Origin of the sequence: Vibrio sp. OPT18 (assembly GCF_015163615.1) — a bacterium.
Classification (GTDB): domain Bacteria; phylum Pseudomonadota; class Gammaproteobacteria; order Enterobacterales; family Vibrionaceae; genus Vibrio; species Vibrio coralliirubri.
In genome coordinates this window covers 228446-250711 of record NZ_JADDYK010000048.1, presented here as the reverse complement: position 1 = coordinate 250711, position 22266 = coordinate 228446, and the positions used below count along the sequence as shown (strand labels likewise).

The following is a 22266-nucleotide window of genomic DNA, read 5'->3' as shown; positions in this document are numbered from 1 at the left end:
CACTGCGTTCTATTTGGTACTGCACGAGTAGAACGTAAGTTGTTTATCTAGATAATCATTGATGATGGCACGCGCCTTTTGAGCATCGATACCATCTGGGTTTAGTGTGCCTCTCAGCCACAAACCATCAATCAGAGACGCAATCCCGTGAGCAACGAGATCCGCTTGTTCATGATTCAAAATACCTTTCAACTCAAGACGTAAGTGTGAAATCAAACGTTTTTCATTCACACGCTGCAGTCTTTTCAGCTGCTCGTCATGCATTGAATATGACCAAAATGCCAACCACGCCTTCGCGACCTTATTTTCTGCCTGGTAACCCTCGAAGTTACCATCGATGATCGCGTTAATTCTCTGTTGGTGAGCATCAACAGGAAGCGCTTTTAGTGACGTGGTGATGGTATTAGAAAGTTGGCGAAGGATTTCACGCATGGTCTCTTCGAGCAGCCCATGCTTCCCGCCAAAATAGTGATTAATAATGCCAGTGGAGACTCCCGCTTCTTTGCTGATCAACGCAATACTCGCGGCATGCAAACCCACTCGATCAATCACCGTCATGGTGGCTTGAACAAGCTGTGGTTTACGTATATCAGGCATCCCAACCTTCGGCATTTCTCAGTCCTTTTATTTTATATTGAACGTTCAGTTAAATATAAAATGACAGAAATTTAGTTAGGGTTCAAATGATTATTTAAAACAAACTCGTAACAACACAGCATTCAAATCGACAAAATCCGTTATAAAACAATAGATTAAATATCATTTAGAGCACTAACGAAAACAATTAAAGATTTGAGGTGTGATAGTTATTGGTCAAATGTTTTTGCTTGTTCTGAACAAACTTCAACCGCTTATCTTCTGTGCCGAAATAGGACGAGACACAGCGAATAGGCATCGTTATTTGTATATTGGTAGGGAAAGTCGATGATGCGATTGATGAAGAGTAAAAATGAAAATCAGATACAAAGAGAGCACCACAAATAAGTTCGGTGCTCTCATTTTTATCGCCAATATTGAGATAATAAAATGTGGTTGGTTCAACTAAAAAGCCAAGTGGTAACTATTGCTCGATTGATCCAGTGAAATTACCCAACTTTGCTCTTGTTCACTGCTGCTCATCGGTACCCAACGAGCGTAGATTTGATCCCAGTTCCCATTCACCTCTAGTTCCACCACATCGATTTGAGTTGGGTACACCGTGGTGATTCTCGACAAAGGGTCAGCGACAACATCACCGTTACTCATGACAAATGCTGACTCAGAGTACAAATGAAGAGCCCCTGCCGTCGTTCCCGTGTAGTCCATCGACAAACTGATCTTCTCACCGACATCAAACGAAAACCCTGCTTGTGCAACAATTTCCGAAGTGTCGGTTATCGCTGCAACGGCTGGCTGAGCAGGAGAAGCGGGCGTCTGAACCGGTGTTGGCGTGGCCGATGGTGTCTGAGCTGGCGCAGCACTTGTGCTTCCGCCTCCTCCTCCTCCACCACAAGCAGCGACTAACAAAGGCAGAGAACTGATAGTGAATAGTTTGATTGTATAATTCATGGTGTTCTCCTACTCGTCCGTCGCTGAAATAACTTTATTAGTGGTCGATGCCTTGTACCACTCACCATCTGTCTCACCGCTACTGGTTACCCATGTAGGGAACGACGTATAAGCTTCACTGATGTCTATGTACTCAACAGGGTGGTCCCATTCGTCACGGATGTTAATCACCCAAGGCATGTTGTTGCTAGTCTTAAACGATTCAGAACCCGAAGAACGGTCATCGTGACTATTGAACAAGGCATTATTCATGTCACTGGTGCCAGAAAACGCTTTGAGGTGAGTTTGCCATGTCATACCTGGAGGAGTGCCAACAAAATCACCGTGGTACATATCTTCAGCCGCAAAAATGAATGAGTCATAAGGTGGATAGCCGATATCATCACGCGATACGGGAGACGTAAACTCGACGTACAATTGATAGTTGAGAGCATCAGCATTTTGCTGTTCAGAGCATGCGCTTTGTGTTCGGTAGAAGACGCAGCTTTCGGTGAGTTCACCTAGGTTTTCTAGCTCCACTCTCAGATCTTCAGACACCATCAGAATCGTTTCGCTGCTCCCCTCTTTGAGAATGGTATGGCCAACGGCAACGCCATTTCGAGTCAACGTTGTTGATGCCACGTTAGCAGGCAGAACGTTCGGCAGTTTCAAGGCATAGCCATTGGAGTAGCCAGCCCCCATCGCCTGAAGTGTGTAATCTATGGTTAAGTTTTTAAGTTCTCGCTGTCCATTGAGTTGCTCTGTCACTCGGTAACGCCACACCACATCATTGAAATCATAATCCCCTTTTAAGGGCCAATTATCTTCAAATGCGATCGTTGCGTAGCTGTTCGAGCTTGGGTAGACCGACGTCACTGTCACATCCTCATTATTCTCTTGCACAAGCACTTCGTATTTGGAATCTGTCGTGCCATCTTCATTGACCCCATCAACAGCCGCAAATGGCGTCACTTCTACAGTGAAGATCAAATCATTAAAGTCGTTGTCTCCGGTAGGGCGATAAATATCCTCAAAGCCAAGTACTAGGAACTCATTTTCTGTATCGAGGAAAGCAACATTGTGTCTTCGATATTCAGCGGTCGCCTCTGGGTTGAGCGATGGATAGCTGTAAAAAGGTGTTCCCCAACCGCCAAGCCACGGGATGTTGTTATAAGAACCCTCCCACCCCCAACCATTAGAGATAATGAAAAAAGCCAATGTTTGGCCAGCGGTAAGTTGGACACTTAAATCAATCGTGTCGCCTTCCTGCATCTCACCAACACTAGCAACGGACGTATTGGGAAACACAATCACATGCGCATTAATGTCGTCTTTGGTCGCCGGTGGGTTGTTGGTATCAAACACAAAGTAACCGAGAGAATTTCGATAACCCGCCCCTTCATTCAAGAACGTGATTTTCGCCGTTGCGTACTCCGCACCATTCAACTCGTCGTCAATATCAATGCTCGAATAACGCTCGGGCGCAATAAACGCACTATTGACCGTACTGCCTTCAGGGAGCATCGAATAGACATTAGTTAGGACATCTTGTGGGAGTGAATCGGCGATCGAGTAGGTATTGTTTGGCTTACCTTTTGCTGAATAGTTTGACGCATCTGCTCCAGATTCAAAGGTAAGATCCGCAGTTGTCAGCGCCATCGCAAAACACGGCATTAAACAACTGGGCAGTATGACTGAATTCCAATTTCTCATTATGTTCCCTCTTTCAGCTAGCCATAAACGTGTAAAGAGGAATGGAGCAAGTATAGTGCCGAAAAATAAAACTATATTTAACAGAAGGTTATGATTATCTAGTTGAAAATTCTCATTTTGAGAATGAAGTTGATTTGAAAAAGGCCGCAGATTTATTCGCGACCTTTATTTGAGTGGGGGATGTAACTAGAAAGCGACGAGTACCCGATTATTGAGTAATAATCGGCATAGATTGCCATGCTCTTTGGTGCAACATCTCGCAGCCAGACTCTGTGATGACGATGTTTTCCTCATGCACCATCATGCGGTTTTTCGCAAATGCCATGCCCGGCTCAAGGGTTAACACCATACCGGGTTTTAAAATCACATCACCGTTAGGCACATGTGATGGCCACTCGGTTAGCTGCATGCCCAAGCCGTGCCCCATTCGCCCCACATCGTTCCCAAGTGCACCGTTCTTTTCGAGCACCGACCACATAGCTTGCCACACGTCTCCAGTGGTGCGTCCCGGCTCTGCAATCGCCAGCCCCGCTTCTGTCGACTGATATACCGCGTCATAAGCCGCTATTGTATCTGTCTGCGCATGCCCAAACGCATAGTTCCGGTCAAAGTCGCTGAAGTAACCATCAAAGTTAGCGCCCGTGTCGATGATCAAAACATCCCCTTCAGAGAGCACACGATCCGTTGGCCCCATGATGATGTTGTCATAGCCACCTTGGCCGGATGCCGAGATCAAGTAAGGACACGCATCGGCACCCAAACGCAGCATCTCCAAATGCATGGCTTTACACGCCTGTCGTTCTGTCATCCCTATCGCGAGATGATGACGAAGGTACTCAAAGCCCGCAGCCGTGACTTGGCAAGCGAAGCGTACTTTATCGATCTCCGCTTGAGATTTAACACTACGCATATCGCGAACCATCAGCGATACATCAACCACACTGTGTTGGCTCAGCTTCTGCTGTAACAACGCATAGTTAGTGGCAGGCATACGCAGATGTGTTTCCGGGCCAATCATCGAGCCGATTCGGCGAAAACCCTTGGAGACTTCAGATAGCGTAGAAGCTAACAAAGAGATACCGTCATCTTCTGGCCTTGGTGACGGCCAACTGCGCACATCTTCAATCCATGTCTCGTCAAAACCAGCCACACCGATCTCTGGTACAACAGCGATCGGCTTACCAACCGCTGGCACCACCAAAAACCAAGGTCGAGTTGGGCTTTCCCAGAACTGCGATTTGAAGCCACTGAAATAGCGGAATTCAGGCTCGGTCGTGAAAAACGCAGCATCGATGTTTTGCGCGCGAAGACGTTGTTGCAACTCGACAGTACGTTGCTCTAGTTCTGCTGATTCAAACCCTCTCTGCGGAGGTGTTAACGGCAATATACTCATATCTCTATCCTTGATTAAATAAGGGTAACTCGACGGATTAATTGAATAAAATGTCTCTTGGTAACAGAGCGATGCTTGGGAAGAAAATCAACAAAGCAGACATCAAGATCAAGATAAGGAAAAACGGCAATGTTCCGCGGATGACTTCCATATAAGGACGCTCGAAAATCGCAATTGCGGTAAAGATGTCACAACCGAATGGCGGCGTTGCCGACCCAATCGCCATTTGTAGCGTTACCATCACTCCGACCAAGATTGGGTCGATGCCTGCTGCATCAACAATCGGCATGAAGATTGGCGTCAAGATAAGCAGCACCACCAATGAATCCACGAACATGCAACCGACAAAGAAAGTCAGTGCGATAACAAACAGGATGAACTCGGGAGAAGCATCTTCTAGATTGAGAGGAGCCAACAACTCTTGAGGGATTTGTTCAAACGAGATGTACCAAGAGAACGCCTGACCAACACCCACCAGCACAAAGACAACCGCCGTAATCAAGCCAGTATTTAACGCCGCATCGCAGATGTCTTTCACGCCAAGTTTGCGATAGAAAATGCACTCAACGATAATCGCATACAGCACTGCGAATGAAGCCGCTTCGGTTGGCGTGACAATGCCCGAATAGATACCACCGATAATCAAAGCAGGGAAACCAAGAGGAAGAATCGCTTTCTTGATCGCTTCAATGCGTTCTGCGGTGTTGGCTTTTTCAACCAAAGTGATGGTGTCGCTGTGTTTTACGCTGTAGGCATAGCTGTATAACGAGAACAGGCTCGCGAGCACTAAACCTGGGCCAATACCGGCAATGAATAATTCACCCACACTGGCGTTGGCTAAGGTGCCGTAAAGAATCAAGCCGATGCTCGGAGGGATAAGAAACGCGATGTCACTGGCATTGATGATCAGTGCCATCACAAAGCTGTCTTTGTAGCCTGCTTGCAGCAACTTCGGACGCATGATTTGGCCAACCGACACCACGGTCGCTTGGGTCGAACCGGAAACAGAACCAAATAAAGTACAGCTGATACACGTCGTAATCGGCAAGCCACCACGCAGATGTCCGACAAACGCTTGAATCAGGCCAAGTAAGTTATAGGCTGTGTGGCCGCGCGTCATGATATCGGCTGCTAAGATAAACATGGGTACCGCAATCAATGCGTTCGGCGAAATGCCCGTGACCATCTGCTGAATCAGTACTCCCGGCTCTACCTGAGAGAAATGAATCAAGCCAATTAAAGCTCCAACCGCTAACGGTACAATCATCGGGAAGCTCAAAAACAGCAAAATCACCATCACAGAAACAAGAGTAAATGTGATGACATAAATATCTAATTCGCCGGCAATAATGTCCGAGAAAAACTGTGCAACATCGCTCATTCGAACTCACCTACTTTTGTGTTTCTGTTTTCAATCACGTCAAATGACACGTAGATCTCTTTGTGCAGTAAGTTCATCAAAAAACTCATGCTGTATTGCAATCCGGCAATGAAAAAGCCAATTGGAATGATCGCGTATACCCAATACACAGGGAACTGTAAGGCTGGACTTAACCGATTGATGTCTTTCAGCTCTTTAACGTAAAAGAACGCGTGGTAGGTGAGATAAAACATCAGCATTGCAGTTAATAACGCAATGATGGTTGTGAGAACTTTCTGAGCTTTAGTGCTCAATGAATCGTAGACTGCGGTCATGCGAATGTTTCGACCTTGGCGCACCGCATAAGCGAAACCGATAAAGGTGACTGAGACGATCAAAAACTGATTGAGTTCTTCTGAGAAAAACAGGCTTTTGTTAAAGGCATAGCGACCAATCGCATTGGCCGTGGAATTGATCATCATCGCGAGAATGGCGGTCATGATTAAAAAGCGTTCTAGCTTTTCTGTCGCGACGCTTATCTTATGTAGCAGTTCTTTCATAACAGGCAGTGCTCCATACTTCGTTCAGTGACAGGGGTCCATTGCCACAATTTGGAGAAGGTGGGGATAAGCTACCCGATGCCAATAAACAGCGAATAGCATTCATCCTAACAACGCTTTCTATTGCGTCGCTGAAGCAGCCTTCACTTCATCTAGGATTTCTTCGAGAATGGTTTTCGCACCCTCACGCGCTTCACTTTGCTCACCAGAAGGATACGCATTTGCTACCACGTCATAGTAAGTCGTGTGCAGCTTTTGACTGAGGATCTTGAAGCGTTCACGCTCTTCCTCAGTTAACACAACCACTTGCATGTTTGGACGCTCTTTCAAGATCTTGTCCATGTTCTCTTTGTTGATGCGAATCTGGTAGTCATAAGCAGCTTGATCTGCGGCTTTGATCGCTTTGTCGACCATCGCTTGCTTCTCCTCTGACAAACCGTTGTACCACTTGCTGTTGGTCGAAACGGTGCTCACATAAGGTTGCTGACCTGGGAACATCAAGTAGTCTTGAACTTCATGCCACTTCGCGTTGTAGATGAAGTAGATAGGGTTAACCATGCTATCGATAGTCTTAAGTTGCAGTGAGCCGTACACTTCACCCCAAGAAAGAGGGGTAGGTGTTGCACCAAACGCTTTGTAGGTTTCAACAGGAATGGTTGAAGTGAAAGTACGGATTTTCTGGTTCGCAAAATCTTCAGGAGTACGAATAGGTTTATTACCGCCCCAAACCATTTCGCCTTCCGACATCATCGACAACAGCTTTAGGTTTACGCTCTCAAACTTGGGTGCCAACTTGTTGTAGATGGTTGGGCTTTCCGTTAAGACCTTATGCGTAATCGCTTCGTTAGTACCCAGCACATAAGGTAAGCTCACTGCCTGAACCTCGGGAACATAAGACCCTAAGTGACCCGCGCCTACAGACACGAATTGAATAGTGCCTTTAGCAGCCAATTCTACAATGTCGTTCTCTGTGCCCAATTGTCCGTAGTAATAGATGCGAACACGGATATCGCCATCAGATTCCTTCTTAATCACTTCCGCAAATTTTTGCGCATAGATGTCTTGAACGTCTGTTTTGTCCTCTTCTGAAGCAAACTTCCATGTTTCGGCATGAACGCCAAAAACCATGCTCAAACTTAGCAGTGCTACGCCTAATCGTTTCATCCTGTCTTTCCTTTTATTATCCTAATTTCACGCTGATGACTTTGGTCAATTCACGCGCTTCAGTTTGGCTGTATCGACAATAAACTCCGTTTAAAGTCAGCCATCTTGCAGTGCCAAATCCGTCACTGCTGAATCTGTTTCTCTACTTGTTGCTTCTAATTGAGCCGTTTCTAAATTGATCTTGCTAAACGGTCGTTTACCAACTGAATCCAGTAGCTCGCACCGAGCTTTAAGATGCCGTCGTTAAAGTCGTATTTTGGGTTATGCAATGCGCAGCCACCGACCGATTCCGTGCCATTACCCAACAGCACATAACAGCCCGGTTTAACGCGTAACATGCTTGAGAAATCTTCCGAAATTGTCAGTGGATCGCAGGCGTCATTAACCTTCTCGACACCGAGCACCTTCTGCGCGGCGGCAACCGAATATTGGGTTTGTTGCTCACTGTTGATGGTTGGGTAGAAGGTATTGATAAACTCAAATTCGTAGGTCGCACCTGCCGCCTGACAAATGCCCGCTACGATTCGCTCCATACTTTGCTTGATTCGATCGAGAGAAGACTCAGTGAAGCAGCGGCAGTCACCTTTGATGGTTACTTGGGTCGGGATAACGTTAACCGTGCCATCAGTAATAAACTCGGTCGCAGAGACTACAGCCGTATCGTGGATCGCACTAAGGTTGCGAGATACTATGGTTTGCAGACCAAGAATGACTTGCGAACCAACGACTAAAGGATCGACGCCTTGGTGCGGCAGAGCAGCATGTCCACCCACGCCATTGATGGTAATCTCAAAGCTACTTTCACTAGCCATTAATGATCCGGGACGAACCATCAATTCACCTTCCGCTAAGCCGGGGAAATTATGCACGCCATACACTTCATCAATAGAGAATCGCTCAAACAAGCCATCATCAATCATCGCTTGTGCGCCACAACCGTGCTCTTCATCGGGTTGAAAAATGAAATACACAGTGCCATCAAAGGTTGGGGCCTCGGCTAGATAGCTCGCAGCGCCAAGCAGCATTGCGGAGTGTCCATCGTGACCACAAGCGTGCATCTTTCCATCGTGTTGTGAGCAGTGTGCGAAGTTGTTTTGCTCGTGAATGTGCAGAGCATCCATATCAGCTCTCAGACCAATGCTCGCTTCACTCGATCCTGAACGAAGTATCCCAACTAATCCTGTTTTACCGATGTTACGCACCACCTCGATACCAAAACTGTGTAACTTGTCAGCGATAAAATCGGAGGTCAGATTCACATCAAAACCACACTCAGGGAAACGATGTAAATGTTGACGCCACTCCGTCATGCTTTGAATAAGCTGCGAAGACAGTTGGTCTGGTTTGATCGAGAAAGTAGACGGCATAGTAGTAGTCCCAAAGTGTAATTCTTTGTATTAACGTAAATGTGGAGTTAGCTTGGCTGCTCTGAATTTAAACGCGAAGCGAGCAGCTTTAATCGAAGGTCGTTACAACGACTGCGACCTTCGGCAATTATCTGAGGGTGGTTCAAGATGGTGCTCTAACAGTGCACCGAAACCTTTTATGGGCGAGGGGTAGTTCATCAATTGAAGCGAGTGCCAAGCCAACACTTGATTGCTGCTGACAACGGGTTTATCTAGCTCCGCTTCAATGGATTCAAGCACCGATGCTGCACGCAGTGCCGTGCAAGAGATAAACAGAAGATCCGCTTCAGGGTCGCAAACTTGTAGTGCGGCATGTTTAATGTCCATTGGATCAATGAACGTCATCGCGGTGTCATCTTCAAAGCCAAAACCAGCAATGCTCAACACTTCAATGCCTTGCGACTCGAAAAATGCTGCGACGTCTTGATTCACAGCTTCGGTATAAGGCGTTAATACCGAGATACGCTTCGCTTTAAAGCAGTCGAAAGCCGCTAAGGCCGCGGTCACAGGATTCGTTACCGCAGCGTTTGGGCGAGATTGATGAATAAGCTGGGTAATTCGTTCGCTGCCAATCGCTACGGTGCCAGAGGTACAAGCGTAAATCACCACATCCAATTCGGTGCCCGGAAGGATGGTATCAGCGCAAGCAGCGATTCCTGGCTCCATCTTCCGCAGGTTCTCTATCGTCAATGGATTATAGTTTCGAACTCGGCTGGTGAACGACTGCACATCGCCTGGAAACAACGTGTTTAAATCACGCTCAATATTGAAATCTGTCGCTAACGCAATCACACCGACGCGTCCTGCTGGTGCCAATTTTTCTAATTCAAACTGTAAAGTAGCGGTTGCAGATTTCATACTTTCCGACTCCTTGAGCTGCCAATATCAACACTCAACAAATGTTAACAACATGTATCATGTAAACTTCAAACTCTGTCACTTTGAACTTTACATTTCGTTCACAAGGTTAATAATGCACCGATAACTTTAAGGATTATCATTAAACGAATGCCTTATTGTGCGGAAATTCCGCATTTTTATTGCGTTATAGTGATTTTTTGTTCTCAATCCTCTGTGATTAATTGTTGGAGCCAAATACCTTTAACTCGATCACACACTGGCATAAAAGAAACAATTAATTTACAAATTAATACTGGGAAGTATGGGTATGACACAACAGCCTGCATTGGTAGTCGACAGTTTCGACAAGAAGATCCTCAACATCGTACAAGACTCAAATAGAGCGACATCAGACAAGATTGCAGAAAAGGTCGGGCTCTCTCCCGCTGCCGTTCAGCGCCGTTTAAAACGTATGAGAGCACAAGGTGTGATTCAGGCTGATGTCTCAGTGATTAATCCCAAAGCGGTCGGTCACGGAATGACGTTTATCGTTCAGGTAACACTTGAACGTGAGCGTGTGGATTTGATGCATAACTTCAAAAAAGAGATGAGTTCGAACCGTTCTGTTCAGCAATGCTATTACGTCACTGGCAGCTCTGATTTTATCTTAATCGTCACCGCTGCAGATATGGAGGGATATGACAACTTTACTCGTGAGGCCTTCTTCGATAATGCCAATATCAAAAGCTTTCAAACCAATGTGGTGATGGATAACGTCAAGGTAGGGCTGACTATTCCGATTGATGAGCAACGCGATTGATGAACGGATCGACTAGAAAGCAAGACGTGTCATGAGATGAAGTCAAAAAGAGAGAAAAAAAGACGGTATGAAGAAACCTTACATACCGCCAACTTTGGGGCTTACTTTATTATTCGTTGTTCGCGATTAGCTCTTAACTGCTAACTATGAGCTTTTCGTTATTAGATTTTGTTGTCGATGATTTGTTGGTAGAGATCCGGGTCTGTTGCCCCTTCAGTGCCAATTACTAGCACTCGGCTGTCTTGAGTTAAATTCAGTTTTTCAGCAAAATTCGGCTCTTGTTTAGCGATGATCGCTGCGGCAAACCCTGGAACTGCAGATTCGCCACCTTCTATTGCCACTTCCGTTTTCTCGCCACTCGCCAACATGCGCATCGCTTGCGGGATCGCTTCTTCACTCAGTGTCATAAAATCATCAGCGCCATTTTGGAGAATCGTCCATGCCAAGCTCGAAACCTCACCACAGGCAAGTCCAGCCATCAGCGTCTCTAGATCGCCCATTACCACAATCGGTTTACCCGCTTGAGCGCTCTTCTGCAAACAGTTAGCTTGTTCAGGTTCGACGATTACAAAGCGTGGACGATCAACACCCCACAAATCCCAGAAGTAACCACAGACGGCTGATGCCAAACCACCTACACCGCCTTGTACGAAGACATGTGTTGGGATTTCACCATCCAATTGCTCGACAATTTCAGCCAACATCACTGTGTAGCCAAGTGCCACATCCTTCGGGATTTCCATGTAACCTTCATAAGAGGTATCCGACACAATCACGCGGTTTTTCGCTTTGGCTTCAGAATCAGCTAAACGAACCGATTCATCGTAATTACCTGTAATGCGAACCACTTCTGCACCGAACGCTTCCATCGCTTGTTTGCGCCCTTCAGACACATCGCGGTGAATATAAATCACACAACCACAACCAAACATCTGAGCGCCCCATGCCACTGAACGGCCATGGTTTCCGTCAGTTGCACAACTAACAACGATCTCAGCAACTTCTGATTTCCATTCACCGTTGAGCAACTCACTGATGGTCGGATTCTTCCCATAGCGATTAGCGATCTCAATCTGAAGCTGACGAGCCACCGCATAAGCACCGCCCAGAGCTTTAAAACTCTTTAGGCCAAAACGCTGCGATTCATCTTTGTACCAAAACTTGTTCACGCCGATCTCAGCAGAGATAGCATTCAGTTCATGTAAAGGGGTCACAGAGTAACCTGGCCATTGAGAAATATCTTTAATTGCCTGTTGAGAGTTCGCGACACTTAAAATGTCACGCTGCTCGCTTGAGTATTCCAATTCACGGCGTGCTTGGGGATTAGCGTAGTGTGTCAGAGTGCCTGCCAGTAACTGCATAAATGATCGTCCTTATTAGTCATTCACATGCTCCTTACATCGTTAGATTATAGAAACCTATTGGCCAGTAAGGTTGCGGATAATAAATACTATCGACAAAAAAGTGCCGCGATCGCGCTTTCTAAAAACAAAATCTGCGGAAATTGATTATTATATCGAGTTTAAATGCAGTATTTATTCACCAATAGACATCGGAATTCGACTAATAGAGGCAGCAATAGCCCAACGAGCCAAATAGCAGACACAAAAAAGGTTGGTGACAACAGCGTCATCACCAACCTTCTCTAGTCGTTACTAACTTTAATTCGAGCCTAAGCTACTCAATGCGTGTAATGAAACCGTATTTATCTGACTCAGCCTTCGTCACCCAGTGTTCACCAGAAGCCGGAGCAGAATCTAACGTGAAGATATAGAAATCGATTCCTGTATCTCCCATTACCTTTTTAAAGTAGGTCGCTTGCTTGCGATGGCTTTCATTTGTGTATGGGAAATCTTTGGCTGTTTTATCATCCTCAGCCCAACTGTGCACACCAACCTGTTTATTAAGCTCAATGGCTTTAGTGGTATCTGCTCGTTGCAAAACCCGTGGGTTACCCGCAGCAAACAGATCCGTGCCGCCAGAGAACACCGAACCCGTAGGCGTTACGATCGTCGTCATGTTGTTACTGTGGATCATGCGCCCGGTGTACATATTGATATCATCGTCAGCGCTGCCACCAATATGGTTGGTAAACTTCAATGTCATCTCGCTGCCTCGATACAATTTCACGATATCAAAAAGCTGAGAATAGGTTGATGCACCCAGAGTCGACCGAATTCGATCAACAGCGCCAGTCTCGTTGAGCACATCGCGGTAAAAAGCGTCGAAAGCAAACGATGTGGTGATGGTTACCTTGTTGCCACTTTTAGATTTACTCAAAATGGTAGACCCAAGGCTAGTCACGTATTGAACCAGTTCATTGTGATACTCAAGCTCGACCGGTTTATGGGTATTTGTCTTCGTGTTAATTAACGTGGTGTCATTGCCGATTGAGCGTTGAGCAACACCACAATCAAATGAATCAAAAAAATGACCCTCGTGGTAAATCGCACAATCGTCAGCCCCTGCATCAGGGAGGTACAGATCCACACTTTGACCTAAACTATCCGCAAGCCTAACCACTTTTTGCTTATCACTAATATCTTCCGCAAACAGAACGGTTTCATACTGCACGCCGTTGTAATCAAGCTTTATGGATTCTTGGACCTCTTGTCGCTCTTTATACAACTCACCCAGTTTCGTTGATGAAAATACGTAATCCGCTTGAGGTTTTTCTTGCGCTTTGGTGGCAGCTTTACCTGAGTTAGAGCTTGAATTACAGCCCGCTAACAGAATCAAAGGTAACGCCAGCAATGCATTTCTATAGTCGTTCATACAGTTATTCCCAAAATGTTTGATGGGAAAATTCTATTATTTAAAGACCAAAACATCTGTCGTGCGAATGTATGAGAATGTATATCGTTTTGAACATTGTTTTTTATTTTCACACAAATCCAAAAACATCATTGAACTAGCGTGCAAAGTGTTTAATCATTCATGTCAGGTATTTTACGTAAGGCCTGTAAATTGGGTATGCCACAATAACTAGATACTCAAAAAGGCTCCCTCACGTAATCTCAATAAATGAAACGCACGACAAGGCTGATAATGGAATGACAAAACCTAAAATGATCATCGTAGAAGACGATTTGAAACTTCAGCGAATGCTAAAGGATTACTTTGTTACGCAGGACTTTGATGTTTCCACACTCGATGATGGCAGTGATGCCGCACAGACCATCCTTGCCGAACAGCCTGATATCGTGTTGTTGGATTTAATGCTCCCTGTAACCGATGGACTGACAATATGCCGACAGACGCGCACGCTCTTTAAAGGTAAGATTTTAATGCTCACCGCCAGCGATGATGATTTCGACCACGTTGCAGGCTTAGAGACAGGCGCTGATGACTATGTCACCAAGCCAATCAAACCAAGAGTTCTGCTGGCCAGAGTTCGTTCACTATTACGCCGCCAAGACACCAATACAGCTTCAGTCGATGACTCAGACAACCTTCAGTTTGATCAACTGGTTCTGAAAAACACCTATAAGAAGTGTGAACTTTCAGGTGCCGTTTTATCACTAACTGACAGCGAATTTGACCTGTTGTGGTTATTAGCGAGTAACCCTGATACTCCGCTATCACGTGACTATTTGACACAAACGCTACGTGGTATTGAGTACGACGGAATCGATCGAACGATTGATAATAAAATAGTGCGCCTAAGAAAGATTCTTGGCGACGACCACACACCAGCAGAGAAAATTCAGACCATTCGCGGGAAGGGTTACTTATTTGTTTCGACCGCCTGGCGTTAACCTCGCTCAATACGAGCGTAATAAAAGAGAGCGATTATGCGACGTATCTTTTTGGAGTCCTTAATAGGGCTGTTAGTTTGCTTTATGGCTGGCCTTGTCGCCTACGAGATTAGCGTCTATCAGCTCAATACCGACTACGAATATGTACTGGAAGATTACGAAGCAGCTGCCCACCAGCAATTGATCGAGAATATCGCTAAAAATCAAGGCCTTGAAGCGGCCCATCAAGCGATAAACCAGTTTGTAGAAACCACACGAAATAAATTGGTTACATTCAGCCCAGACGATGAAATACCTAGTCCCGTTTCAGAGTTCTTCAGCACGAACCCGAATACCTTTGTTTTTCACGATGATGAACGTGACCTATGGTTTCGCTTAACAAGCAGTGACAATACCTATCACTACCTCCCCAACAGTGAAGCGTTCGTTAGGCAAAAAATAGAATTGGAGGATGACCTCATTTGGTTGTTCTTTTTAGCTAGCTTTATCTTATATGGCTTATGTCATCTATTTATTATCTTCCGCCGAGTTAAAAAGCTAGAGGCGGCCACTCTGCGTTTTGCGGAAGGGGATCTCTCGACACGAGCCGAGACTTCAAGTGGTATTGCGATTGGTTCACTGAACAAATCCTTCAACCTAATGGCCGATCGAATTCATCGCTTAGTAGAAAGTAATCGCTCACTCACTAATGCTGTCGCTCATGAACTGCGCACGCCAATATTCCGTATTCAGTGGCAAGCTGAAATGTTGAAAGACACCCAGCTAAACGCAGAACAAGAGAGCACGATAGAGAGTATTGTCGAAGACACGGAAGAGATGGAAAAGATGGTCGATGAGCTATTGTATTACGCCAAACTCGATAGCACTGACCTAGAAAACTTACAACAACCATTAGAGATTCGAGACTTTCTCGACCACGCAATGACGCGTTGGAACAAGGACACGCAGCTCAGCATCGACCTATCACTGCCAGAGCAACCTAGCTCGATAATGGCAGATGAAACGCTACTCAACCGAGCACTAGATAACCTCGTTCGTAACGCAATGAAATTCGCACGTTCGCAAGTGTCAATTGAAGCAAGCGTGCATCAAGATAAGCTACAGATCGCGGTGCATGATGATGGTGATGGCGTGGCAAAGGAGCATCAAGCTCACCTGTTTGAACCGTTTTACGTTGGCGACAAAGCGCGTAACAAAGCCAAGAGCGGCCATGGTTTAGGGCTTTCTATCGTTGAGAAGATCTGTACTCAACACAACGCAACCGTGGAGGTAGGTCAGAGCCAGACCTTAAAGGGTGCGGTATTCACCATAACCATTCAGCTATGTAATGATTCAGCTGACAAACCCATACAGTAACTACAAAACACCTCTGGAATAATGTTCAACATCGGTCGGGAGATGCTGTCTCCCAATGAACTTATTGAATCTAAATTCCAATCTTTCTTAAGGTGTTTGTATGAAAAAGTTATTAGTCGTTTTAGGCATTGTTTCTCTAGCGGGTTGTTCTGGTATTAGCCACAATGAAGAAGTGTACACAGCGCACGCTGAAAGCTTCAACATTGTCGGTTTCCAAGTTCCAGGTAATACTCAAGACCGCGCAATGGAATTAGTACCTGAAGGTGCAACGGTTGATACGATTCGCTCAACAAACTCTGATACGAGCTCTGTTCTGGGTATCATCAACCGTATTATCGGTATCGACTACGTTCAAGTTGGCGGTAAAAAGCAGTAATTCGCTATAGTGACGTTAGCCACGTACCATAATTAAGTGTCGCAGTTGCCTACCTATATTCAGTAGCCTGCACAAACTAAGTTAATCTAAGCCAGTGACCCGTCGCTGGCTTTTTTCATCCAGCCGGTTTTGTGCTCTGTGCCAAACAAGTGCCCGATTCCCCTTCCCTCTTTTAACTAACAATTCGAAAAATAAGCCGAAAAGTCTTCGATTTCTTATCAAAATTGCCCCTAAATTCGCTAAATGGCCTTCTGCTTAAAGTGACACTTTCAAATCGTTGATCCTTCTATCAACCCAAAATCCGTTAATTGAGGCACAGATCAATTTACTCGAAAATCTTAATTTCCAAGAGAAATTAACACTTAATAAAAGTGTCACGATTTTATAAATAAAACATATGGGTGCGTTCAAAAATAAACAGAAATGATAACTATCTGTAAATACGAGAAATATAAGTTTCATGAATAAAAGAGATCGTTACCATGCTACTAATTAATCAGATCGAATGATGTAAATTCGCTGTGATTAATTTGTTACGTTTTCTTGGATTTTACATGGAAAGAGAAAACAACAATGAAAATAAGAAAGCGTTTAGTTGCCGTTGCTATAGCCAGTGCTATGTCTTTGTCAGTGCATGCAAGTGAATCCGTTCAAATCGATCAACCGATCAACTTTACTAACTTCTCTGGGTTAAACGCTCAGTTAGGATTCAGTAACGCCTCTAGCTTCAAGATGGTGAAAGAAGTAAACCTGAAAAAGCGTGGTATCTATAAAGTTAAGATCCAGCAGAACATCTGGGGTACCCCGGTATGGGGACATTACCTAAATGCAACCCAAAGTGTCCAAGGTGGCGCACTTAAGTCCGTTCAAGGTCGCTACCTTAAAACAACAACCCTAGAGCGTTCTTTCGTTAAACCATCAATCAACAGCGCTCAAGCGGTTGAACTCGCAAGTAAAGAGCTAAAGACTCAAGGCTTAACCAGCAAATCTCTAGACAACGTTCAACATCAGCTATTTATCTATCAAGGCTCTGTAAAGCAAGGCGTCGGACAACAAAGCATAGATAAAACACGACTAGTGTACGTTGTCTCTTACCTAGTAGAAGGCAGTGAACAGCCGACTCGACCATTCACCATGCTAGATGCGCACACAGGCGAGGTCATCGACCGCTGGGAAGGTATTGCCCACGCTCAGATCGGTACTGGCCCTGGCGGTAACGAAAAAACAGGCATGTACGAATACGGCACCGACTACCACTACCTTGATGTTCAAGAAGTGGGCACAGAGTGTGTAATGGAATCGGAAAACGTGGTCACAGTTGACCTTAATGGCGCGACCGACGGCGACACCACTTACAGCTATGAATGTCCTCGTAACGAATATAAAGCCGTGAACGGTGCATTCTCACCACTCAACGATGCCCACTACTTCGGTAACATCGTGTTCGACATGTATAAAAACTGGTTCGACACAGCGCCACTCTCCTTCAAGCTCATGATGCGTGTTCACTACGGTGAAAACTACGAGAATGCATTTTGGGACGGCAGAGCCATGACCTTTGGTGATGGTGAAAGCTTCTTTTATCCGCTTGTTAGCCTAGATGTATCAGCCCATGAAGTGAGCCACGGTTTCACTGAGCAAAACTCAGGTTTGATATACGCAAACCAATCGGGCGGTATGAACGAAGCCTTTTCAGACATGGCCGGTGAAGCCGCAGAATACTATATGAAAGGCACCAACGACTGGATGGTCGGGCGCAATATCTTCAAAGGCGAAGGTGCGCTGCGTTACATGGACGATCCATCACGCGATGGCTCTTCAATCAACAATGCATCCGAGTACTACGATGGATTAAACGTGCACTACAGCTCGGGCGTGTTCAACAAAGCGTTCTACCATCTTGCAACCACACAAGGTTGGGACACCAAAAAAGCGTTCGAACTGTTCGTGCTAGCCAACCAGATCTACTGGTCTGAAAACAGTGACTTTTGGCAGGGCGCTTGTGGCGTGAAAAACTCAGCAACCGACCTTGGCTACAGTGCCGATGATGTTGTTTCTGCGTTCAACTTAGTGGGTGTGTCACCGTGTGGCGAACCACCACTTCCACCAGAACCGGAATACCAACGCCTTGAAAATGGTGTTGAAGCCGCAGTTGCTGGTGAAACAGGTTCGAAAACTTACTTTGATATCGAAGTACCATCAGGTCAAGAGAAGCTGACGATTGATCTTGCTGTGTCTACGGGTGACCCAGATATTTATGTCGGCCTAGATTATGTGCCAAGCTCTCAAGAGAATATCTGTAAGAGCGAAACCGTGACCGATGAAGTGTGTGTGATTGAAAACCCAACCGCAGGTCGTTACACGGTTAACGTTCTAGGTTACTCAGATTATGCAGGTGCAAATCTGAAAGCGTCGTACGAATCTGGCAGCGCTAACGTGCCGCCCGTCTCTTCTTTCGAACACACAATTGTCGGTAAAGAAGTCGAGCTACGCAGCACAGGTTCGGATAGCGATGGCCAGATTGTTTCTTACCAATGGAACCTAGGTGATGGCAACACGCAAACAGGTGAAGTGACTCGTTATACCTATGCTGAAGCTGGCGACTACGTGGTTACGCTAACCGTGACTGACGATGCAGGTGTTGCGACATCAACCAGCAAGTCGATCACAATTGAAGGTGATTCAGCGGAAGGCTTCCCACTAAAACTGAAGTTTGGTAACAAAAATCCGAATGGCAAAGCTCGCGTTAAGCTGGCATGGGATTACGAGACCAACGACTACTTTGTGATTAAGCGCAATGGCAAGAATGTTGGTGCAACAGACTTCAACTCATACGTCGACAAGTTCCGTCATAACGGAACAGTAGATGTGGAGTACCAAGTGTGTACCTCAAGCGATGCCTGTTCAGAAACCAAGCACTACCGTTTCATTAAAACACAATAATCCATAGTAAATTCAGGGCTCCGAAAGGGGCCCTTTTCGCGATTATCTGTTCAGAAAATGAAACATCTACACAAAATTCACACCCATCAACATAAAAATACTCACCATAAAAAGGACGACAAATGGCTATTCAAAAAAGCATGCTAGCTTTGGCTGTACTAGGGGGATCTTTAACCCTAATCAACAGTACTACGGCTTACGCATCCCTAGGTATCACACCACTAGCGAACGAAGAGGTTTGGATCACCACCGATGCGGACGCGCAGCATATAATGACTCAGCATGGCGCGACGGTTTACCCAGGCGTGACAGGAAACAAGCATTCCATCATCGCGAAAATCAACCAGAAAGAGCTCGCTAAACTATCCAGCCACATGCACGAAGAAACCCACCGCTGCGGTGGCTATATGGTGCATGAAGATAAGGCAAGCGCACTCAAAGCCGCAGCGATGCCACTGACAATGAGCAGCTTCGAAAAGCCGGTGATCAGCCATCAAGACACAGTGAACGACCTACTCGCTCAGGTCGAGCCAAACAACATGGTCACGACCATTGAAAATCTAACCAACTTCACCAACCGTTTTTATACTACTTCTACTGGTGTCGCTGCTTCAGATTGGCTTTTAGAACGTTGGGAAACAGAAATTAAAGATGTACCTTATGCATCTGCACGCCAGATCACGCATGCCGAGTATCCGCAAAAATCCGTTGAAGTGACACTGCTTGGCGCTAAATACCCTGAAGAGATCGTCGTTGTTGGTGGACACCTTGATTCGACCGTTGGATCTTGGACAAGCGAAGGCACCATCTCACCGGGAGCCGATGATGATGCGTCTGGCATTGCAACGGTAACAGAATCGCTTCGCCTAATGATCGCCAGTGGTATTCAGCCAGACAAAACCATTAAGTTCTATGGCTATGCTGCAGAAGAAGTAGGGCTGCGCGGTTCACAAGATGTCGCCAACGCTTTAAGAGATGAGCAAGCCAACGTTGTGTCCGTATTGCAATTAGACATGACCAACTACAACGGTTCAGCGCACGATATCACCTTCATCACGGACTACACCGACAGCAACCTCACCGCCTACTTAAGCGAGCTGATCGACACTTACGCGAGCGAGATCAGTTACGGTTTTGATGATTGCGGCTATGCCTGTTCTGATCACGCCTCTTGGCACAATGTTGGCTACCCAGCAGCCATGCCATTCGAGAGCATGTTCAATGATTATAACCCAAGTATTCATACCCAGCACGATACGCTTGAGAACTCCGATCCAACGGCGACACACGCGACCAAGTTCGCCAAACTGGCGATTGCTTACCTTGTCGAAACCAGCCTTGATTCACCGGTTGCAGGTCCTAAAGAGCTGCAAAATGACGTGCCAGTTGAAGGTCTTACTGCAGGATATGGTGAAGAGCAATTCTTCACATTTACGACGGAAAGTGCAGGTCAGTTAACAGTAACACTAACAGGCCCTCGTAGTGGTGATGCGGATTTATATGTCAAACACAATGGTACCGTATCGAAAGCAAGCTACGATTGCCGTCCATACCAGAACAGCAGCAACGAACAGTGTGTGTTAGACATGCCTGCGGGTGAATTCAGCATCATGGTGCGCGGTTACCGTAACTTTAGCGATGTCACTATCGTCGCTAACTTCGTCCCTGCTTGGCTGTAAGGTTGGTTAATTGACTAACAATTAAGCCAAGCAAACACGGTAAAAACTAAAAATCCGCAAGCCCACGATCATAAACAGATTGGAGCTTGCGGATTTTTTATTGTCTTCGGAGAGCATCTCAACTTAATGATCTTCAATTATCATCAAGCCGTCTTTTTCATTACCTTGCCACAAATGTACTCGCCAATAGGCATTGCCGAAGTCGCTGCAGGCGATGGTGCATTACACACATGCAAACTTCTTGGGCTTTCGGCAAACAGAAAATCATGAACCAAGGTACCATCTTTGAGTACTGCTTGAGCACGAATGCCCGCTGGGTATGGTTTGAAATCTGACACCGTAATGCTCGGGCAATATTTGTTCACTAACTTTAGATAACCCGGTTTCCACCACGAGTTCTTAAACTCAACCAAACCGGTTTTCAGATTATTCGCAGTCACCTTCCAAAAACCGGCAAAGCTCAGCATCTGCCAAGTGTCTTTAAAACTAAAGTTAAGCTTGCCATAACCTTCTCGCTTCCAGCCTTGAACTGCATTTGGCCCTACTGTTACGGAGCCATCAATCATACGTGTTAAATGCACGCCCAAGAATGGCAGTTCAGGGTCAGGGATCGGGTAGATAAGATGATTCACCACTTGGTTGTGTTTGGCGTCCAACCGATAATACTCACCGCGATAAGGCACGATTTGGAAGTCGGTTTCGATGTCTAACATCTTGGTCATTCTATCGGCCATCAAGCCAGAACACGTGATCAAGAATCGGCTATTGAGTTGAAGAGTCTGACCATCGACTTTGCACGTCAACTGCACCTCATCTTCCTGCTCATCGGCCATGATCACTTCCGTACCAAGGCTAAGCTTGCCACCCGCCTCAACAAACTCTTGAGCCATCACTTCGGTGACTTTTTTGTAGTCGACGATACTGGTGGTTTTGACATAAATCGCACCCAAACCCGTGATGTTTGGCTCGGCAAGTTTGAGCTGCGCTTGATCCAACAGATCGACATCAATGTCGTTATCGTGGCAACGCTGATAGAGCGCGTTCATGCGCTCGACTTCTTGCTCATTGGTCGCGACCAACAACTTGCCACAGTTTTCGACGGGGATATCGTGTTGACTACAAAAGGCTACGGTGCGCTCGACGCCACGCTTACAAAAATCGGCCTTTAAACTGCCCGGAGCATAGTAAACGCCAGCGTGAATCACACCACTGTTATGGCCTGTTTGGTGCTGCGCAAAGCCACGTTCCTTCTCGACTAAAAGGATACTTTTATCAGGGTGAGCTTGCTGTAATTGCCATGCCGTCGACACGCCAACAATGCCGCCACCAACGATAATATAGTCGTATATTGAGTTCATAATATTCCTACAT

Annotated in this window: 18 protein-coding genes; 6 read left to right on the top strand and 12 right to left on the bottom strand. The window is 45.9% G+C overall.

Annotated features, from left to right (window positions below; all coding sequences use genetic code 11):
• Positions 1-9: 9 nt before the first annotated feature.
• From betI to IQQ51_RS12010, 9 genes are all read right to left on the bottom strand, one after another.
• Positions 10-612: a transcriptional regulator BetI gene (gene betI / locus IQQ51_RS12050; protein ID WP_048610022.1), complete on the bottom strand. Its 603-nt coding sequence runs from the start codon at positions 610-612 to the stop codon at positions 10-12.
• A gap of 429 nt (positions 613-1041) precedes the next feature.
• Positions 1042-1548 carry a hypothetical protein gene (locus IQQ51_RS12045; protein ID WP_193841199.1) on the bottom strand — a complete coding sequence of 169 codons (507 nt, stop codon included), beginning with the start codon at positions 1546-1548 and terminating at the stop codon, positions 1042-1044.
• A 9-nt stretch (positions 1549-1557) separates the two neighbouring features.
• Complete coding sequence (locus IQQ51_RS12040) at positions 1558-3240, bottom strand: LruC domain-containing protein (RefSeq protein ID WP_050647627.1); 1683 nt, start codon at positions 3238-3240, stop codon at positions 1558-1560.
• A gap of 208 nt (positions 3241-3448) precedes the next feature.
• Positions 3449-4633, bottom strand: a complete 1185-nt coding sequence (locus IQQ51_RS12035) for a M24 family metallopeptidase (protein ID WP_061037828.1) — start codon at positions 4631-4633, stop codon at positions 3449-3451.
• A 37-nt stretch (positions 4634-4670) separates the two neighbouring features.
• Entirely contained in the window at positions 4671-6014 is a 1344-nt protein-coding gene (locus tag IQQ51_RS12030) for a TRAP transporter large permease (RefSeq protein ID WP_017111212.1), read from the bottom strand.
• Positions 6011-6553, bottom strand: a complete 543-nt coding sequence (locus IQQ51_RS12025) for a TRAP transporter small permease (protein ID WP_017111213.1) — start codon at positions 6551-6553, stop codon at positions 6011-6013. The genes IQQ51_RS12030 and IQQ51_RS12025 overlap by 4 nt, the downstream gene beginning before the upstream one ends.
• 120 nt (positions 6554-6673) lie before the next feature.
• Positions 6674-7717, bottom strand: coding sequence for a TRAP transporter substrate-binding protein DctP (dctP, locus tag IQQ51_RS12020; protein WP_193841198.1), 1044 nt, complete (start codon positions 7715-7717; stop codon positions 6674-6676).
• 170 nt (positions 7718-7887) lie between these two features.
• Positions 7888-9084, bottom strand: coding sequence for a M20 aminoacylase family protein (locus IQQ51_RS12015; protein ID WP_048610035.1), 1197 nt, complete (start codon positions 9082-9084; stop codon positions 7888-7890).
• A 102-nt stretch (positions 9085-9186) separates the two neighbouring features.
• Positions 9187-9981, bottom strand: a complete 795-nt coding sequence (locus tag IQQ51_RS12010; protein ID WP_048610037.1) for an Asp/Glu racemase — start codon at positions 9979-9981, stop codon at positions 9187-9189.
• 310 nt (positions 9982-10291) lie between these two features.
• On the opposite strand from IQQ51_RS12010, the gene IQQ51_RS12005 reads away from it, so the two are divergent.
• Positions 10292-10783 carry an Lrp/AsnC family transcriptional regulator gene (locus IQQ51_RS12005; protein WP_048610360.1) on the top strand — a complete coding sequence of 164 codons (492 nt, stop codon included), beginning with the start codon at positions 10292-10294 and terminating at the stop codon, positions 10781-10783.
• 161 nt (positions 10784-10944) lie between these two features.
• Here IQQ51_RS12005 and IQQ51_RS12000 read toward each other — a convergent pair whose 3' ends face one another.
• Positions 10945-12144 (bottom strand): diaminopropionate ammonia-lyase, encoded by a 1200-nt coding sequence (locus IQQ51_RS12000; protein WP_193841197.1) that lies wholly within the window; start codon positions 12142-12144, stop codon positions 10945-10947.
• 316 nt (positions 12145-12460) lie between these two features.
• Positions 12461-13558, bottom strand: a complete 1098-nt coding sequence (locus IQQ51_RS11995) for an alpha/beta hydrolase (protein WP_193841196.1) — start codon at positions 13556-13558, stop codon at positions 12461-12463.
• 278 nt (positions 13559-13836) lie between these two features.
• On the opposite strand from IQQ51_RS11995, the gene IQQ51_RS11990 reads away from it, so the two are divergent.
• The 5 genes from IQQ51_RS11990 to IQQ51_RS11970 all read left to right on the top strand — a co-directional run bounded on the left by IQQ51_RS11990 (position 13837) and on the right by IQQ51_RS11970 (position 20895).
• Positions 13837-14541, top strand: coding sequence for a response regulator transcription factor (locus IQQ51_RS11990; protein WP_065677243.1), 705 nt, complete (start codon positions 13837-13839; stop codon positions 14539-14541).
• Positions 14542-14577: 36 nt separating this feature from the next.
• Positions 14578-15897, top strand: coding sequence for a sensor histidine kinase (locus tag IQQ51_RS11985; RefSeq protein ID WP_193841195.1), 1320 nt, complete (start codon positions 14578-14580; stop codon positions 15895-15897).
• Between the two features lie 100 nt (positions 15898-15997).
• On the top strand, positions 15998-16273 hold the full coding sequence (locus IQQ51_RS11980; RefSeq protein ID WP_017065177.1) for a hypothetical protein: 276 nt from the start codon (positions 15998-16000) through the stop codon (positions 16271-16273).
• A gap of 573 nt (positions 16274-16846) precedes the next feature.
• Complete coding sequence (locus tag IQQ51_RS11975; protein WP_193841194.1) at positions 16847-19216, top strand: M4 family metallopeptidase; 2370 nt, start codon at positions 16847-16849, stop codon at positions 19214-19216.
• A gap of 122 nt (positions 19217-19338) precedes the next feature.
• On the top strand, positions 19339-20895 hold the full coding sequence (locus IQQ51_RS11970; RefSeq protein WP_193841193.1) for a M28 family metallopeptidase: 1557 nt from the start codon (positions 19339-19341) through the stop codon (positions 20893-20895).
• A gap of 143 nt (positions 20896-21038) precedes the next feature.
• On the opposite strand, the gene lhgO is transcribed toward IQQ51_RS11970, so the two are convergent.
• Positions 21039-22253 (bottom strand): L-2-hydroxyglutarate oxidase, encoded by a 1215-nt coding sequence (lhgO, locus tag IQQ51_RS11965; protein ID WP_193841192.1) that lies wholly within the window; start codon positions 22251-22253, stop codon positions 21039-21041.
• Between the last annotated feature and the right edge of the window lie 13 nt (positions 22254-22266).

What these genes read in the sequence shown, in the direction of transcription:
- betI (WP_048610022.1), bottom strand. Translation starts at nt 612, where the DNA reads ATGCCGAAGGTTGGGATGCCTGATATACGTAAACCACAGCTTGTTCAA.
- IQQ51_RS12045 (WP_193841199.1), bottom strand. Translation starts at nt 1,548, where the DNA reads ATGAATTATACAATCAAACTATTCACTATCAGTTCTCTGCCTTTGTTA.
- IQQ51_RS12040 (WP_050647627.1), bottom strand. Translation starts at nt 3,240, where the DNA reads ATGAGAAATTGGAATTCAGTCATACTGCCCAGTTGTTTAATGCCGTGT.
- IQQ51_RS12035 (WP_061037828.1), bottom strand. Translation starts at nt 4,633, where the DNA reads ATGAGTATATTGCCGTTAACACCTCCGCAGAGAGGGTTTGAATCAGCA.
- IQQ51_RS12030 (WP_017111212.1), bottom strand. Translation starts at nt 6,014, where the DNA reads ATGAGCGATGTTGCACAGTTTTTCTCGGACATTATTGCCGGCGAATTA.
- IQQ51_RS12025 (WP_017111213.1), bottom strand. Translation starts at nt 6,553, where the DNA reads ATGAAAGAACTGCTACATAAGATAAGCGTCGCGACAGAAAAGCTAGAA.
- dctP (WP_193841198.1), bottom strand. Translation starts at nt 7,717, where the DNA reads ATGAAACGATTAGGCGTAGCACTGCTAAGTTTGAGCATGGTTTTTGGC.
- IQQ51_RS12015 (WP_048610035.1), bottom strand. Translation starts at nt 9,084, where the DNA reads ATGCCGTCTACTTTCTCGATCAAACCAGACCAACTGTCTTCGCAGCTT.
- IQQ51_RS12010 (WP_048610037.1), bottom strand. Translation starts at nt 9,981, where the DNA reads ATGAAATCTGCAACCGCTACTTTACAGTTTGAATTAGAAAAATTGGCA.
- IQQ51_RS12005 (WP_048610360.1), top strand. Translation starts at nt 10,292, where the DNA reads ATGACACAACAGCCTGCATTGGTAGTCGACAGTTTCGACAAGAAGATC.
- IQQ51_RS12000 (WP_193841197.1), bottom strand. Translation starts at nt 12,144, where the DNA reads ATGCAGTTACTGGCAGGCACTCTGACACACTACGCTAATCCCCAAGCA.
- IQQ51_RS11995 (WP_193841196.1), bottom strand. Translation starts at nt 13,558, where the DNA reads ATGAACGACTATAGAAATGCATTGCTGGCGTTACCTTTGATTCTGTTA.
- IQQ51_RS11990 (WP_065677243.1), top strand. Translation starts at nt 13,837, where the DNA reads ATGACAAAACCTAAAATGATCATCGTAGAAGACGATTTGAAACTTCAG.
- IQQ51_RS11985 (WP_193841195.1), top strand. Translation starts at nt 14,578, where the DNA reads ATGCGACGTATCTTTTTGGAGTCCTTAATAGGGCTGTTAGTTTGCTTT.
- IQQ51_RS11980 (WP_017065177.1), top strand. Translation starts at nt 15,998, where the DNA reads ATGAAAAAGTTATTAGTCGTTTTAGGCATTGTTTCTCTAGCGGGTTGT.
- IQQ51_RS11975 (WP_193841194.1), top strand. Translation starts at nt 16,847, where the DNA reads ATGAAAATAAGAAAGCGTTTAGTTGCCGTTGCTATAGCCAGTGCTATG.
- IQQ51_RS11970 (WP_193841193.1), top strand. Translation starts at nt 19,339, where the DNA reads ATGGCTATTCAAAAAAGCATGCTAGCTTTGGCTGTACTAGGGGGATCT.
- lhgO (WP_193841192.1), bottom strand. Translation starts at nt 22,253, where the DNA reads ATGAACTCAATATACGACTATATTATCGTTGGTGGCGGCATTGTTGGC.